Annotated in this window: 11 protein-coding genes and 1 pseudogene; 3 read left to right on the top strand and 9 right to left on the bottom strand. The window is 64.3% G+C overall.

Going from position 1 to position 15,152, the window contains the following annotated elements; all coding sequences use genetic code 11:
* Nucleotides 1-36: 36 nt before the first annotated feature.
* From HALXA_RS21100 to HALXA_RS15290, 3 genes and pseudogenes are all read right to left on the bottom strand, one after another.
* Nucleotides 37-533 (bottom strand): annotated as a pseudogene (locus tag HALXA_RS21100) (GIY-YIG nuclease family protein).
* Nucleotides 534-656: 123 nt separating this feature from the next.
* Nucleotides 657-2,402 (bottom strand): hypothetical protein, encoded by a 1,746-nt coding sequence (locus tag HALXA_RS21740; protein ID WP_013881295.1) that lies wholly within the window; start codon nt 2,400-2,402, stop codon nt 657-659.
* Nucleotides 2,403-2,592: 190 nt separating this feature from the next.
* Complete coding sequence (locus tag HALXA_RS15290) at nt 2,593-3,606, bottom strand: RAD55 family ATPase (protein ID WP_013881294.1); 1,014 nt, start codon at nt 3,604-3,606, stop codon at nt 2,593-2,595.
* 121 nt (nt 3,607-3,727) lie between these two features.
* Between HALXA_RS15290 and HALXA_RS15285 the strand changes: the two genes are divergently transcribed.
* Nucleotides 3,728-4,717 carry an NAD-dependent epimerase/dehydratase family protein gene (locus HALXA_RS15285; protein WP_013881293.1) on the top strand — a complete coding sequence of 330 codons (990 nt, stop codon included), beginning with the start codon at nt 3,728-3,730 and terminating at the stop codon, nt 4,715-4,717.
* Between the two features lie 477 nt (nt 4,718-5,194).
* Nucleotides 5,195-6,073, top strand: a complete 879-nt coding sequence (locus tag HALXA_RS15280; protein ID WP_013881292.1) for an SMP-30/gluconolactonase/LRE family protein — start codon at nt 5,195-5,197, stop codon at nt 6,071-6,073.
* A 90-nt stretch (nt 6,074-6,163) separates the two neighbouring features.
* Here HALXA_RS15280 and HALXA_RS15275 read toward each other — a convergent pair whose 3' ends face one another.
* From HALXA_RS15275 to HALXA_RS15250, 6 genes are all read right to left on the bottom strand, one after another.
* Nucleotides 6,164-7,186, bottom strand: coding sequence for an ABC transporter permease (locus HALXA_RS15275; RefSeq protein WP_013881291.1), 1,023 nt, complete (start codon nt 7,184-7,186; stop codon nt 6,164-6,166).
* Entirely contained in the window at nt 7,183-8,007 is an 825-nt protein-coding gene (locus HALXA_RS15270) for an ATP-binding cassette domain-containing protein (protein ID WP_013881290.1), read from the bottom strand. Before HALXA_RS15270 ends, HALXA_RS15275 begins: the two co-directional genes overlap by 4 nt.
* A gap of 37 nt (nt 8,008-8,044) precedes the next feature.
* Nucleotides 8,045-9,214, bottom strand: coding sequence for a substrate-binding domain-containing protein (locus tag HALXA_RS15265; protein WP_013881289.1), 1,170 nt, complete (start codon nt 9,212-9,214; stop codon nt 8,045-8,047).
* Between the two features lie 224 nt (nt 9,215-9,438).
* Nucleotides 9,439-10,200, bottom strand: coding sequence for an IclR family transcriptional regulator (locus tag HALXA_RS15260; protein ID WP_013881288.1), 762 nt, complete (start codon nt 10,198-10,200; stop codon nt 9,439-9,441).
* A 232-nt stretch (nt 10,201-10,432) separates the two neighbouring features.
* Nucleotides 10,433-11,302, bottom strand: coding sequence for a fumarylacetoacetate hydrolase family protein (locus HALXA_RS15255; protein WP_013881287.1), 870 nt, complete (start codon nt 11,300-11,302; stop codon nt 10,433-10,435).
* 139 nt (nt 11,303-11,441) lie between these two features.
* Nucleotides 11,442-13,184 (bottom strand): ABC transporter substrate-binding protein, encoded by a 1,743-nt coding sequence (locus HALXA_RS15250; RefSeq protein WP_049895331.1) that lies wholly within the window; start codon nt 13,182-13,184, stop codon nt 11,442-11,444.
* 463 nt (nt 13,185-13,647) lie between these two features.
* Here HALXA_RS15250 and xacF point away from each other — a divergent pair, with 463 nt between their 5' ends.
* On the top strand, nt 13,648-15,096 hold the full coding sequence (gene xacF / locus HALXA_RS15245; protein WP_013881285.1) for a 2,5-dioxovalerate dehydrogenase: 1,449 nt from the start codon (nt 13,648-13,650) through the stop codon (nt 15,094-15,096).
* The last annotated feature ends 56 nt before the right edge of the window (nt 15,097-15,152 follow it).

Raw genomic sequence — 15,152 nt, 5'->3', positions numbered from 1 at the left:
TTCACCGAAACGTGCCGATTCGCGGCCAGTGATTCGCTACGCGCCGTCCCGAACACCGCCCGCATCGACCGCCGCCTCGAGCACGGCGTCGATCGACGGCGCGGCGAGCAGGTGCGCCGAACAGTCGCAGTCGGAGGCGCCGAAGCCCGCGACCGGCTCACCCGGGAGCGACGCGGCCAGTTCGCACTCCCGATCGGCGTCGGGGAACGTGACGGCGGTCTCGAGTTCCGTTTCCGGGTGACCGAGCAGGTAATCGACGTGCCAGTGGCGGGCGTCGCGCTCGCCGCGGGCGAGTTCGCGGTGGCGTTCTCGCGAGCACCGCGAGCGAGAGCTCGTCGGAGCACGCTCCGACGGCGGTCGACGCGAGCGAAGCCGCCGGGGCCGAAGGCGCTGCCGACGTAGGCGTACGCGCCGACGGCGAACTCGCGGTCGCCGAGCGCGCCGACTTCGATCGTCGTCGATTGAGGGACGTCGATCACGAGAACGTACGTGCCGCCGGAACTGCCTGATTTGCTCTCGTCGGTACTGCCCATACCGGCTGTCGGTACGGGACTGCCAAAAACGAGGATGGTATCACCTCGAGAGCGACGCGACGGACGGCGGTCAAGCAGCGTCGAAAAATATCGACCGCTTGCGTCTGCGCTCAGGAACCGCGATTAGCTCGAGCGGTCGTCTCGGTCGCGGCCTCGATCCGACGTCGGATCGCCTTCGTGGACGTGCCGACGGTTGCTCATGTCCTCGTCGCGTTGGTTCTGTCCCTGCTGGCCCCGCTGATTCTGCTGGTCCCGCCCGCGATCTGACGAGCCTTCGGCCCAGTCGCCCCGTTCGTAACGGCGGCTTTGCTGGCTGTACTGTAGCCCGCCGCCGGACTGTTCCTGATTGATCGAGCGGGTGTCCGACCGATCGGTGTCGCGGCCCTGTTGCTGATAGTCGGGCCCGGAACCGCCGGAATCGCGACCCTGCTGATCGGGGTGTCCGTACTGGCCGATTTCGGAGCCGCCTCGGCCGTGCTGTCCCCGCTGTTGCTGCCGGTCGCCCTGCGACTGGCGGCCGCTCTGCTGACTCCGTCCGGATTGGCGGTCCGCCTGATACCGGTTCTGCTGATTCTGCTGGCCCTGCTGCTGGGATCCATGCTGGCGCTGGAAATCCTGACCCCCGCGGTCCTGATCCGAGAACGCCTCACCCTGGCTACGCTGGTGACGACCGTAGGGTTGCTGTCCCTGCCGGTACTCCTCCTGGGGCTGGTCGTGCCGTTGGTCCTGTCCCTGACCCTGCCGTCTCATCTGGGACCACCGATCGTCGCTCGAGCGGCGTCGCTGGCCCTGATCGCGGTTCTGTGGTTGATTGTGCTGCTGTCGCTGCCGATCCTGCTCGAATTCGCCGCGCGGCCGTCGCTCGCCGATACCGCGGTCGTGGCTCTGCTGGCTCTGGTTCTGCCCGCGAGACTGGTCGTACTGTTGCTGGTTGCGCTGTCCGCGGTCACCGGACCGGAACTGCGATTCGGACTGCCCGCGGCCTTGTGGTCCCTGCGATTGAGACCGCTGCGACTGGCGGGCTTCGCCGCCGTACTGGAGGTTTTCGCCCATCGGCGTCTCGGTCTCGAACCCGCTGTGGCGCTGGCTCTGGTCGTGGCCCTGTCCGCGGCTACGGTTCTGCTGTTGCGGAGGGTTCTGCTGTTGCGGAGATTGGTTCGCGCTAGTGCCCCGCGACTGATAGTGGCCCGGCTGGCCCTGCTGTTCCCAGCCCCGCTGCTGCTCTTGTGGCTGCTGTCGGTCTGACTGGAACCCCCGCTCTTGCTGCCGACCGCCCTGGCGCTGCTGGCCGCCCTGCCGGTGCTGGCCGCGCTGGCCCGACTGGCCGGACCGTTGCTGTCTGCCACCGCGTTGTTGGCCGCCACCGTACTGCTCCCGAGCGCTGCGTTCATCTCGCCCCGATTGGCGGGCTTCGCCGCCGTACTCGAGGTTCGCTTCGGAACGCGCGTTCGTCGCGAACCCGCTTTGATCGCCGTGCTGACTCTGTCCCTGCGTTCGTCCCTGGCCGCCGTGCTGGGACTGCATCGGGCCGCCGTGGCGCTGGCCCTGCTCGTGGCCCTGACGCCCGCCAGCGCGTTGATGCTGATCCGGCTGCGTAGTGGACCGACGACCCATGCCTGGCTCACCGGACGACTCCGCTCGCTCTTCGGTCCACCGCGGCCGAGCCGATTCCTGGCCTCGTTCCCGGTTCTGATTCTGCTCCCCGGATCGCTGGCCCCGCATTTCGCCGCGCCGGCTCGAGGAGCCCTGGAGCCAGCCGCGGTCGCGGTCGCCCTGGCGTTGGTGTTGGTTGCCCTGCTGGCGCTCCTCGTCGTACCGGTCCGATCCGTGCTCCCGTGACTGTCGGCGTTCGTCGTTGTTGTCGTTCATAGCTGTGAAGGTGTGAAAGTGATCGGTCGTCGGCTGTCGGTTCGCCGTAGTCTGACGCGCTGACCGTCACCGACCGTAGTGCAGGCGTCCGCACGACGGGCTACAGCGAACGGAGGGTTCAATCCTGAGCATGAGTTCGCGTGCACGAACTGGCGGCGAGAAATTGCCCGATACAGGGCTCGAACAGCCGTTATCGCTGTGGGCGCTCCTGCATCGGTACCGGCCCCGCGTTCTCGTATACCTCCCGGGCGTCCGTCGACGGCCCGAACGCGAACAGGCCGCGAACCGGCTCGTACTCGTAGGTCACCCACTGGGGCAGGAACTGGGCGCCGATCAGTTTCCGGACGCCGAGCTGTTTAAGCCGCGCGTTCGGCGTCATCTCATCCGTCAGCCGGAGGTCGACGATGCCGTCGAAGACGTACTCGGCTTCGGGGTACGGGTCCGTCCCCGCGGTCGTCGCGCCGGCGACGATCGGCACGAACCGACCCTTACAGACGGTCGCGCGAACGTCCTTGACGAAGTTGTGGACCGACTCCTCCCGCAGGAGCGAGTCGAGTTCGTCGAGCGAGTCGATCGTCACGATCCCGGTTTCCGACATCTCCCGGTCGTCGAGAACGTCCTGCAACCTGCTTGCGACCGCGGCGAGATCGCTCGGATCTTCGACCTCGACGAGCGCGTCCGCCGCGGCCTCGCCGACGAAGTTCGTCCACTCCGTTTGAGTCTCGAGGAACCGATCCCGATCCTCGAGCCGGTGGGTGAAGCAGTCGATGACCGTCAAGCGGTCGTCCTCGAGCGCCGGCAGGACGTTCCAGCCGTTCTGGAAGAACCGCTCGAGGGTCGCCGTCGGCGGGTTCGCGTAGGAGACGACGACGGCGGGTTCGCCCCGCTCTAAGGCGCGCCAGACGAGTTCGGTCAGGAGCTCGCTGCGACGGGTCCCTTCGTCGCCCGACAGCAGGACGAACGCGTCCGCGGGGATGCCGTTCGGCAAGAGAGAGTCGAGGGGTTCGATCCCGGTGACGACGCGCTTGTACGCGTCGGGTTCGGGCATCGTCGAGTCGTCTTCGGCGGCCTCCTTGCAGGCCGTCGAACAGAAGTGACCGTCGCCGTCGTCGGCGCGTTCCGCCTCGCCCGGAATCGGATAGTGGCAGTGGTCGCACCGGAAGGGAACGGCCGCTCGCTGGTCGGTCCGGAGCTGTTCGGTCATGCTGTGACGGGCACCGAGAAGCGAGAAAAAACCACCCCCTGATTGCCGGACGAGACGGCCGTCGACCCGGTACCGTCGCCGTCATCGTCACCGTTTTCCCCCGAAGCGACGACGACCGGACATGGACAGCGCACTCGTCATCGGCGGCACGCGCTTTATCGGCCGCCACCTCGTCGAGGAGTTGCTCGCCCACGAGTACGACGTGACGATCTTCAACCGCGGCAATCACGAGAATCCGTTCGCCGACGACGACCGCGTCGACCACGTCGAAGGCGACCGAACGAACGAATCCGCACTCGAGGCCGCCGCGATGACGGTCGACCCCGACGCCGTCTTCGACTGCGTTGCCTACCAGCCCCGCGACGTCCGCGCGGCGACGACGATCTTCGCGGACTGCGACGCCTACGTCTACATCTCGAGCGGTGCAGCCTACGGCCGCGAGGACATTCCGAAGCGCGAGGACGAAACGCCGCTCGAGCCCTGTACGGCCGACCAAGCGACCGACGACTCGCAGGAAACGTACGGAAATCGGAAGGCCGAGGGTGACCGCGCAGTGTTCGCCGCGGCCGAAGAGGGCGTCAATGCGATGGCCGTCCGCCCGCCGATCGTCTACGGGCCGCACGACTACACCGAACGGCTGGACTTCTGGATCGACCGCGTCAACGAGTACGATCGCGTCATCGTTCCCGGCGACGGAACGAACGTCTGGCACCGCGTCTACGTCGAGGACGTCGCGAGCGCGCTGCGGATCGTCGCCGAACGCGGCGAGTCCGGCGAGGCCTACAACGTCGGCGACCGGCGCATCGTCACCCTCGAGGAGATGGTCGAACTGATCGCGGACGCGCTCGAGACGAGCGTCGACATCGTCCACGCCGGCCCGCGCGAACTCGAGGCCGCCGATCTCTCGCTCGACGATTACGTCCTCTACCGCGACTATCCCCACGTCCTCTCGACGGCTAAACTCGCCGCCCTCGGGTGGGAGTCGACGCCGCTCGAGGAAGCCATGGAGCGATCGGTGGCCGATCACCTCGAGAGCGACCGCGACGGGAGCGAACACGGCCCGGACCGGGACGCCGAAGAGCGAGTGTTAGGGATTCTGGACACGCTGTAGCCGTCCGTTCTGACCGCAGTATATCGATTTTACTGAATTGATACAAACTCGAGTAGATTGTACCCATACCAGATCTCGAACGTGTTTATCGCCGCATGTTCGGAAGGGCGTATTTAATGGAATTATCGACGTTTTTAGCCCACTTAACACGATATAAACGCCAAACAGCGATGTCGCTGCCGATCAAACTGATCTAATCTACTTCAATCGAGGAATGCATATAGACACATAGAAAATCCATTTTACACCGTTTAATCGGCACACCTCCAACATGGCCCTACGTTGGCCATTATCCATTATATATTGTATCATGTATAGCTGTAGATCGAATATATCTGTGCGGCCGACAGCGTTGTACGGGTGCAATGGTGACGACCGCGGTCAAAACGCGGGCGCTCGAGGCGATGCTGCGACAACGACCGGTCGAACGGCGGGTCAAAGCTAGATTCAAGTAGAAACGTCCGAAACACCGAGAGCATGACACGATACGAACGCGTCGCGGACACGACCGCCCACACCGGCGAAGGGCCGCTGTGGCACCCCGAAGAGGAACTGCTCTACTGGGTCGACATCCCGGCCGGGAAACTCTACGCGTACGATCCGGCGACCGACGAATACGACCTGGCCTACGAGACCGAGGGCGACGACGAACCGCTCGGCGGCTACACCATCGAAGCGGACGGCGCCCTGCTGCTGTTCACCCACGGCACCGTGAGTCGCTGGGAACCCGGGTCCGACGAGGCGGAGCCGGTCGCCGAAATCGACGGCGCCGAGACGCGGTTCAACGACGTTATCGCCGACCCCGAGGGCCGAGTCTTCTGCGGGACGATGCCCGGCGAGGGCGACCTCGGCGATCTCTACCGCCTCGAGACCGACGGGACGGTGACCCCCGTCGTCGAGGACGTCGACATCCCCAACGGAATGGGCTTTACCGAGGATCTCGAGACGTTCTACTTCACCGAATCGGAGGAACACGTCATCTACGCGTACGAGTACGACCGCGAGACCGGCGCAATTTCGAACCGCCGGCCGTTCGTCGAGGTCCCGAGCGACGACGGCGTGCCGGACGGCATGACGGTCGACGAGGAGGGCTCCGTCTGGTCGGCCCGCTGGAACGGCGGCCGAGTCGTTCGCTACGACCGCGACGGCGAACCCGTCGACGAGATCGAACTGCCCGCCCGAAAGGTCTCCTCCGTCACCTTCGGTGGTCCCGACTACGAGGATCTCTACCTGACGACGGCGCTCGCGGACGGCGACCGAGCAGACGAGGGCGACGGCGCAGGTGCGCTCTTCCGCGTCTCTGACGTCGGTCCCGACGGCGTGCCGGTGTTCCGTTCGCGGGTTGGCCTCGAGTGATCGGTAGCAGGTTATCACCGGCGGTTCTCGGCGCTCGCCGCTCGTTCTCGAGGGACGAATCGGAGAAGCGGTTCAAAAGCGGGCCGGGACTCAGTCCCGGAGCAGGATATCGACCATCACGGCGCCGATGATCACCGCGCCGGTCAGCGTCTCCTGGATGTCGACGGACATGTTGTTCAACACCAGCAAGACGGGGATCACGGCGATCACGAGCGAGCCGAGGAACATCCCGGAGATGCTCCCCTCGCCGCCGAAGAGGTTCGTCCCGCCGATGACGACCGCGGCGATGATCAGCAGCTCGAAGCCGCGACCCGCAGAGCCGAACATCGAACCGTAGTAGGCGATCGCCACGACGCCGGCGAAGGCGGCGACGATTCCGGTGATAACGAAGTTCGCGATCTTGATGCGGTCAGTGTCGATCCCGCTCCGGTCGGCGGCGGACTGGTCGTCGCCGGTCGCGTAGACGTGGTGGCCAAAGCGGGTCTTCTGGAGAACGAGTCCGAACACGATCAACAGTCCGAACATCCAGAACACCATGTACGTGATCTCGACGCCGGCGACCGTGATCGAGCCGCCGAACAGCTCGAGCAGTGCCAGATCGTCGGGCGTCTGCTGCGAGCCGCCGGCGGTGAGCATGTAGGCGACGCCCCTGAGGATGCTCATCATCCCGATCGTCGTGATGAGCGACGGGATGCCGACCTTGGTGACGACGACCCCGTTGGCCAGCCCGACGGCTGCGCCGATGACGAGGACGGCGAGCAACGCCGCCGGCACCGTCAGCCGGTAGTCGGTGAGCAACATCGCGAACGAGAGTCCGGCCACGCCGTACATCGAGCCGACCGAGAGGTCGAACTCGCCACCGATCATCAGGTAGGTCATCCCGATGCCGATGATCACGTACGGGGCGGCCTGGCGCAGCAGCCGCGAGAGGATGCTGCTGAAGCTGTCCCACGAGAAGAACAGGTCGGGTCGCGACGCGGCGATGAGGCCGAACAGGAGGAGGAACCCGAGGAGCACGCCGATCTGTCGGCGCTGGAAGAGCCGCCGGAGCCGCGAGTCGGTCTCGCGGCTGACGGGGTCCCCGTCCGCGGCTGCTGGCGTCGCCCCGCTCATGCTGCAGCCCCCTCGTCGTCCGCGGAGTCGTCGACGGACGTGAGTTCGAACTCCTCGATCTCGTCCTCGTCCTCGGCGCCCATCATCAGCGCGATGATCTCGTCGCGGGTCGCCGAATCGGTGTCGCGGACGCCCATCAGCCGGCCCTGCGCGAGCACTGAAACCCGATCGGCGAGCGTGAGAACCTGCCGAATGTTGTGGCTGATGAGGATGATCGACAGCCCCTCGTTTCGGAGATCGTCGATCACTCGCAGGACGTTTCGCGCCCCTTCAATCGAGAGGGCGCTGGTCGGTTCGTCGAGGATGAGGATGTCCGGATCTGACTGCAACGCGCGAGCGACCGCAACCGCCTGCTGCTGGCCGCCCGAGAGATCGCTCACTTTCGCGTCGGGATCGACCGGGATCTGCACGCGGTTGAGGCTCTCTCGAGCGCGATCGCGCATCGCTTGCTTGTCGACCACGCCGAGGAATCGACCGAGGGGATCCGACCGAACCGGTTCCTGACCGAGGAACACGTTCGCCGCGACCGTCTGCTGTTCGGCCAGCGCCAGGTCCTGGTAGACCGTCTCGATGCCCATCTCGCGGGCGTCGCTGTAGTCCTCGAACGCGACCTGCTCGCCGTCGACGTGGATCTCGCCGCTCGTCGGTTCGTGCACGCCACACAGCATCTTGATGAAGGTCGACTTCCCGGCGCCGTTGTCGCCGACCAGCGCCATGATCTCGCCTTCGCGCAGCGAGAAGTCGACCCCCTCGACTGCAACGACGTTCCCGAAGTGCTTCGTGAGTTCGACCGTCTGAAGTATCGAATCGGTGTCCGACATAGGTGGTAGAGAGTCTGGTGTGGTGAATCCGTCGCGCTTACACGCCGTGGTACTCCAGCAGTTCGCCCCAGTTGCGCCGCTCGAGCGCGAAGTCGATCGTTTCCTGATCGACGATCTCCGCACCGGTCATGATCTCCTTGGGCGGCATCCCGCGCTCGAGGTAGGCGAACGCCTGGTGAACGGGGAGGTAGCCCTGGCTGTAGGGGTCCTGGCCGGTGGTGTAGTTCATCACGCCCTGCTGGATGTAGTCGAGCGTGTTCTGATCCAGGTCGAAGCCGCCGATGACCATGTCCTCGGCCATCCCTTCTTCCTCGGCAGCCTGACCGATGAACCACGAGTAGGCGTCGCTGCCGGCCATCCCGTCCAGTTCGGGGTTGGCCGCGAGGTGGTTCGCGATGCGGGAGACGCCCTCGTTGGAGTCGTCGGTGTAGTTGACCCGATCGGTGATCTCGATGTCCGAATTCTGGCGGATGGCGTCCTCCGCGCCGCTGGCTCGAGCGGCCTGGCCGCTGTGGGCGGGGTCGGCCAGTCCGATCGTCACCTTGCTCGCGTCGTCCGGCAGCTTGTCGAGCAGCGCCATCCCGTTGGCGTAGCCCGACGAGTACTGGTCCTGGCCGACGAACGGGAGGGCCTGTCCGAACTCCTCGCGCATGTGCTGGCGGCCCTCCTCCCGGAGGCTGTTCGTGTTGAACGTCAGGACCGCGATGTCGTTGTCCAGCGCGTCCTGGATGACGCTGTTGTACGCCTCCGTGTCGCTCACGGTCGTCACGATGGCGTCGGGCTCGGACGCCACGACGTTCTCGAGGATGTTGATCTGCTCCTCGACGCTGAAGCCGCCGGACGGCCCCGTGAAGGTCGCGTTCCAGCCGAGTTGACTGGCGGCATCGTGCAGGCCGCCGATCGCGGGGTCCCAGAACGAGATCGCCGCATTGTGACACACCATCGTAATGTCCCGCTCGGGCGGATCGCGGGAGAAGTCCAACTCCGTCGGCGGCGGCGTCAGATCGACGCGCTGGTACGACGGCGCGGCGCCGTCGGAGTCGGAGCCGGAATCGCCGCCGTTGCCGCCGTCCTGGCCTTCTTCATCCCGCTGAAGGCAGCCGGCTAGTCCGCCGACCGCCGCGATTGCACCGAGCTGTTGCATCACCTGCCGACGCGAGATGCCGTTCCCAACTCTCACGCTAATGCGACCGTCATTGTCTGCCATACAGTCAGCCAATCGTACTCTCTTATTATAATGATTTTCCTAGTCGGTTAGAAAGGTCGTCAGATTCCGCTCGATAGCTGTCGGCTATTACGAAAGGTTGTCCACCAGAACTGTATCAGCGGGTCGGCGTTACCGACGCCGTTTGCAAAAACTGCGACCGCGTCCGTCGGTGACCGTACTCCGAGTTCACCGCAACGCGTCCGCCGAGAACGCTGCCGGAACCGTCAGGAGTAGTTGTGCTCGAGTTCGATCACGTTCGCCGTTCCCAGCACCGCCTCCGGCAGGTCCTGGTAGAACCGCTCGTCGCCGACGCGGTGGACGGGACAGGAGACGCTCACGGCGGCGATGCTTCGATCCTTGTCGTCGGTGATCGGCGCCGCGATGCAGCGCAGTCCATTCAGGCGTTCCTCCCGGTCGACGGCGTAGCGCTGCTCGCGGACGTTCTCGAGTTCCTCGGAGAACGTCTCGCGGTCGGTAATCGTGTGTTCGGTGACCTTCGGGAGCCCGTTCGCGTCGAGAATCTCGTCGACTTCCTCCTGCGGACGGAACGCGAGGATCGCCTTGCCGAGCCCGGTACAGTGCAGCGGGACGCGCTTGCCCTCGTGGGTGTCGAGTTCGACCGCGTTCTCCCCTTTCGCCTGGTAGAGGTAGATCCCCATCCCGTTTTTCTCGACGAGCAGGTTCACGAGTTCGCCCGTCTGGTCGGCCAGCTTATCGACTTCCTTCTGGGCCGTATCGTAGATCGGCGTGCGGTTGCGCGCGTACGCGCCGAGACCGAGGAACGACAGGCCGATGTGGTACTCGTCGCCGTCCTTGTCGACGTACTCGCGGTTCGCGAGCGTCGTCAGGTGGTTGTGCACCGCGCTCTTGCCGATATCGACCCGCTCGGCGATTTCGGAGATTCCCGCACCGTCGAGTTCCTGGATAATCTCGAGGATCTCGAACGTCCTGTCGACGGTTCGAACGGGGTGTTTCGGTTCGGGCATACACTCATGATTGATTTCGACATACATATAGATTGTTCTGCGTAGCGAAAACCCGTTTCTCATAGCTCGCTCAGTCTCGTCCTTCGTGGAACGCGTTGAAGCGTTAGCGAACGGGAAACCAGCGGAGCGTTGCGGTTGTCGTCGTCGGTCGCTGGTGGCAGTATCGATACTCGATCCGCAAAATCAACCTGCCTGGACCGTCGAGGGACGGTGCCGTAATCAGCCGCGGTAGTTATACTTCGACGACGGTGTTCGAGAGCGTGCCGATATCCTCGACGCCGATTTCGATCAGATCGCCCTCCCGAAGCGTGAAATCGTCGTCGGGAACGAGCGAGGTGCCGGTCAGCAGCACCGAAACCTCGGGAACGGCGTTGTGGCTGGTGTAACAGTCGACGAGTTCCTCGACCGAGCGCACCATCTTCCCCGTGTTCGTCGAGTCGTCGTAGAGCACCTCGCCGTCTCGGCTGATCGTCATCCACATCTCGAGATCGTGGGGGTCGTCGAGCGACTCGGCGGAGCGAACGCAGGGGCCGAGCGAACAGCAGCGGTCGTAGACCTTCGCCTGCGGGAGGTAGAGCGGGTTTCGACCCTCGATCGACCGGCTACTCATGTCGTTGCCGATCGTGTAGCCGACGATCTCCCCGTCCGAGAGCACGACGCCCAGCTCCGGTTCGGGTACGTCCCACTCCGAATCCGCGCGGATGCCGACCCGCTCGTCGGGACCGACCGTTCGGCTCGGCGTCGCCTTGAAGAACACTTCCGGCCGTTCGCTGTCGTAGACATCGATGTACATGTCCTCCATCGAGCTTTCGGCCTTCCGCGCCTCCTCGCTGATGCGGTAGGTCACGCCCGCGGCCCACACCTCGCCCGACGAGACTGGTGCTGCCACCGCGCCGTCCGAACGGACGTCCGACGACAGTTCGGTCGCGTCCTCGAGCAGTCGATCGGTGATGGTATCGAGCGACTCGTCGGTGATCGTCGCGGTGGTAAGCAGATCCTCGAACGTCCGTAACTGTGGCTTCGCGTCCGTCAGGTCGTACAGGGTATCCCCCGTTTTCGCTGCGAGACGAGGTGTGCCCTCCCGGAGCTGATAGTAACGCATGTGCTGCTCTCCTTTTTTAGTCCGACCACCTTAGTTTTAGCTGCCGGGACTGGGACGTCCTCACGCAGCGAGCGCCGGCCGAGGCGATTCACCTGCTGAAACTGCAATAATGGAACCGCGTCACAGGCCGATGCCGAGATCAGACCCGTTCGAGCCCGTTTTCCAACAGGTAGTGGGTGAGGCGGTTCGAGGTCAGCCAGTCGTCGCTCTCGAGGTCGAAGTTCCAGTCCACGGTGTTGACCCAGTAGTGACCGCCGCCCCAGGGGAAGCAGACGGCGGCCGGCAGCAGCTGGTTGTGGACCCAGGCGAGGTTCGTCGCGTGAGAGACGAGTTCCTCCTCGGAGTCGGCCGTCGACATCGCTTCGAGCTCCTCGGGAATGTTGAACGTTACCGTGTCTCCGTCCGGGTTGCCGACTTCGGGCACCTCAACGTCTTCCTCGACGATTCCGGTCCGCTCGGTAAAGAGTCCCAGATTCGTATCGTTGAATATCCCGTCGAAGTCGGAGTATGGATGGTAATTGCGGGCTTGGCCGTAGTTCAAGTGGACCGTCACGTCGAAGTCGAGGTTGGCCCGCGTGGTCGCCTGCCAGGTCGGCATCTCCTCGACGTAGTGGTCCACGTCGATCCCGAACTCCTGCAGATTGTTCGAAATCACCTTCGAGTGGGACTCGAACCAATTGCCCACCGAGAAGTTGAGCGTCCAGGTGTCGCCCTCCGGTGTCTGCCACGTCCCGTTGGAACGTTCGAAGCCCACGCTCTCGAGCAGTTCCGCAGCCCTGTCGGTGTCCTGCGGTGCGTAGTTCGGCATCGCATCGAGCACGTCGGCGTCGACGTAGTCCTCGACGTACAGCGAGTCGATCCCCGCGGAGTACTCGTCGTACTCCGTCCCGTCCGTGGCGGTGCTTTCGGTGAGGTAGGGAACGTCGACGGCGTAGGTGATGGCCTTGCGCACTTCGGGGTGGTCGCGGATGTACTCGTCGCTGTTTCCGAAGATGATCGCGAACGACTGTCCGTCGTACGGTAGCGGTCCCTTTCCGTATTTATCGGGAACGTCCTGAATCTCCGGGGTATCGTCTCCCCAGTCGACCTCGCCGGACTGGATCCCCTCTTCGTCCACGTACATGCCGGTCCGCTGGAAGAATTCCCAATCCTGTGCGATCGGATGTTCGGGGTTCGGGATCTGGTCGGCGAACTGTTCGTTTGCCTCGACGAAGACCCAGGGGCCCGAGTACATGACCTCGTCCCAACTCACTTCGTAGTTGATTAGGCTCTCTTGGACGCGCTGGGTCTCATCTTCAGTCGTCGCGTCTTCAAAGTCCTCGACGAAGTGACCGTACTGGGCCTCGGACACCGTCAGATTCGTCTCGGCCCATTCTGTCATCCACAGCTCCTCCTCCATGTCGCTGTACTCCTCTCGTGGTTCGATGACGAGCGTGTAATCGTCCTCGGCGTAGATTCCCTCCTCGATGTCGACGAAGTCCTGCATCCCGAGCCCCATGTATCCGTCTAGCTTGTACGCGGTGACGAAGTCGTGGGCGGTGATGTCTTCACCCGTCGACCAGGCGTACTCCTCCGAGAGCGAGACTTCGGTTCGAAGGGTGTCGTCATCGATCGACCAGTCGTCGGCGATTCGTGGCAGGTACTCGCTGCGTTCGGTGTGGTATATCGTCAGATACTCGAACCCGAACTCCTGTCCCAGGTCCCCGGGGTTCCACCGCGGATGATACGGATTAAAGATGTAGTCGTCGTCGACCGGATTGAGTTCCGGCGCCGGGTACACGACCTCGAACTCTTCTTCGTAGTTCTCGTTATAATCGACGTCGTCGAGGACTGGGTCTAGGTCGGTTTCGTCGAGGAGTTCCTCGTCCTCGTTGTCGTTCATACAGCCGGCCAGGGCAGCCACTCCAGCAGCCCCCGAAACGGCCAACATTTGCCGGCGCGAGACGTACCGCTGGTACTTGTTGGCTTTCGAAAGTTGGCTTCGCGGCGGGTTCCGCCGGCGATTGCCGGTGTCCTTTAACTGTCGCTGCGACGGGGTCCGCTCACTCCTGTCACTTGTTGACATCTACATACCATTCCCTAGTCATCAATGATAAAGCATTCGGGTTTTGTTATGTCTACCCCGACGGAACTGAATGATCTCGCTCGGGAATCTCGTCCCAATCTGGGAGCACGCCGTCGGGAGATCGGGGATGGTAGTCGCGCTTCCAGAGCAGTGTCTCGTCGGAAACCGATACGAGAAACGAGCGGATCCGGCGAGAGCCTCGAGCCGAAGATCCGTCAATGTCGGTTGGGACAGTCGCCGAATCACAAGAATCGTATACCGTCCCCGCCGTAGTCTATCCATGGCTGAGCGGTACCACAACTACGTCGACGGGCAGTGGACGGAGTCGGAAACCGGCGAGACGTTCGAAACGACGAACCCCGCCGCACCGACCGACGTCGTCGCCGAGTACGAGCGATCGAGCGCCGCAGACGCCGACGCGGCCGTCGAGGCGGCCGCCGCCGCACAGGACGAGTGGGCAAATACGCCCGCACCCGATCGCGGTGCGATCCTGCGCGAGACGGCGTCGATCCTCGAGGGCCGCAAACAAGAGCTGACGACTCTCCTCACGCGCGAAGAGGGCAAGGCCCACGCCGAGGCCAGCGGCGAAGTGCAGCGCGCGATCGACATCTTCTACTACTACGCCGAGAAGACCCGCGACCTCGGGGGGACGGTCAAAAGCGCCAGCGGCCCGCAAACGACCCTCTACACGGTCCGCGGACCGGTCGGCGTCGCCGGCCTCATCACTCCGTGGAACTACCCGATCGCCATCCCGGCCTGGAAGATCGCACCCGCGCTCGCGACCGGTAACACCCTCGTGCTCAAACCCGCGGAGGTCGCCCCGGCCGTCGCGCTGGAGCTCTTCGAGGCCCTCGACGAGGCCGGTATCCCCGACGGCGTCGCGAACGTCGTCACCGGATTCGGCGCTACCGCCGGGAACGCGGTCGTCGCCCACGATGACGTCGACGCCGTCTCCTTCACCGGCTCCGGCCAGGTCGGGCAGCTGGTCTACGACCAGGCGACCGACGACGCCAAGCGCGTTCAGACCGAACTCGGCGGTAAGAACCCGACCGTCGTCTCCGACAGTGCCGACGTCGAAACGGCCGCCGAAATCGTCGCCGGCGGCGCGTTCGGAACGACCGGGCAGTCGTGTACCGCCTGCTCGCGGGCGGTCGTCCACACGGACGTCTACGACGAGTTCGTCGACGCCGTCGTCGCCGAAGCCGAGGCCATCGAGATCGGCCCCGGCGACGAGTACGACATGGGTCCGCAGGTAAGCGAAGACGAACTCGAGGGCACGCTCGACTATATCGAGATCGCCGAGAACGAAGGCGCTACCCTCGAGACGGGGGGCGGCCAGCCCGAGGGCGACCGCTTCGGCGACGGTCACTTCGTCGAGCCCACGGTCTTCACCGGCGTCGAGAACGACTACCGCATCGCTCAGGAGGAGGTCTTCGGTCCGGTCCTGACCGTGCTCGAAGTCGAGGAGTTCGACGAGGCGCTCGCGGTCGCCAACGACGTCCAGTACGGCCTCTCGGCCAGCATCGTCACCGACGACCACTCCGAGGCCGAACGCTTCGTCCGCGAGATCGAAGCCGGCGTCGCGAAGGTCAACGAGAAAACCTCTGGCCTCGAACTGCACGTTCCCTTCGGCGGCGTCAAGAACTCCTCGAGCGAGACCTGGCGCGAGCAGGGCGACGCGGGCATCGACTTCTACACCATCGAAAAGACTGTTTACGACAGCTTCTAAGATCCTCCGCCTACACAGAACGCGATTGTATAGCGGAGAAATCGGGCCCGTCGAGG

The sequence above is a fragment of the Halopiger xanaduensis SH-6 genome (assembly GCF_000217715.1).
Lineage (GTDB): Archaea > Halobacteriota > Halobacteria > Halobacteriales > Natrialbaceae > Halopiger > Halopiger xanaduensis.
The sequence above is the reverse complement of the archived record's forward strand: the minus strand, read 5'-3'. Positions and strand labels throughout refer to the sequence as shown.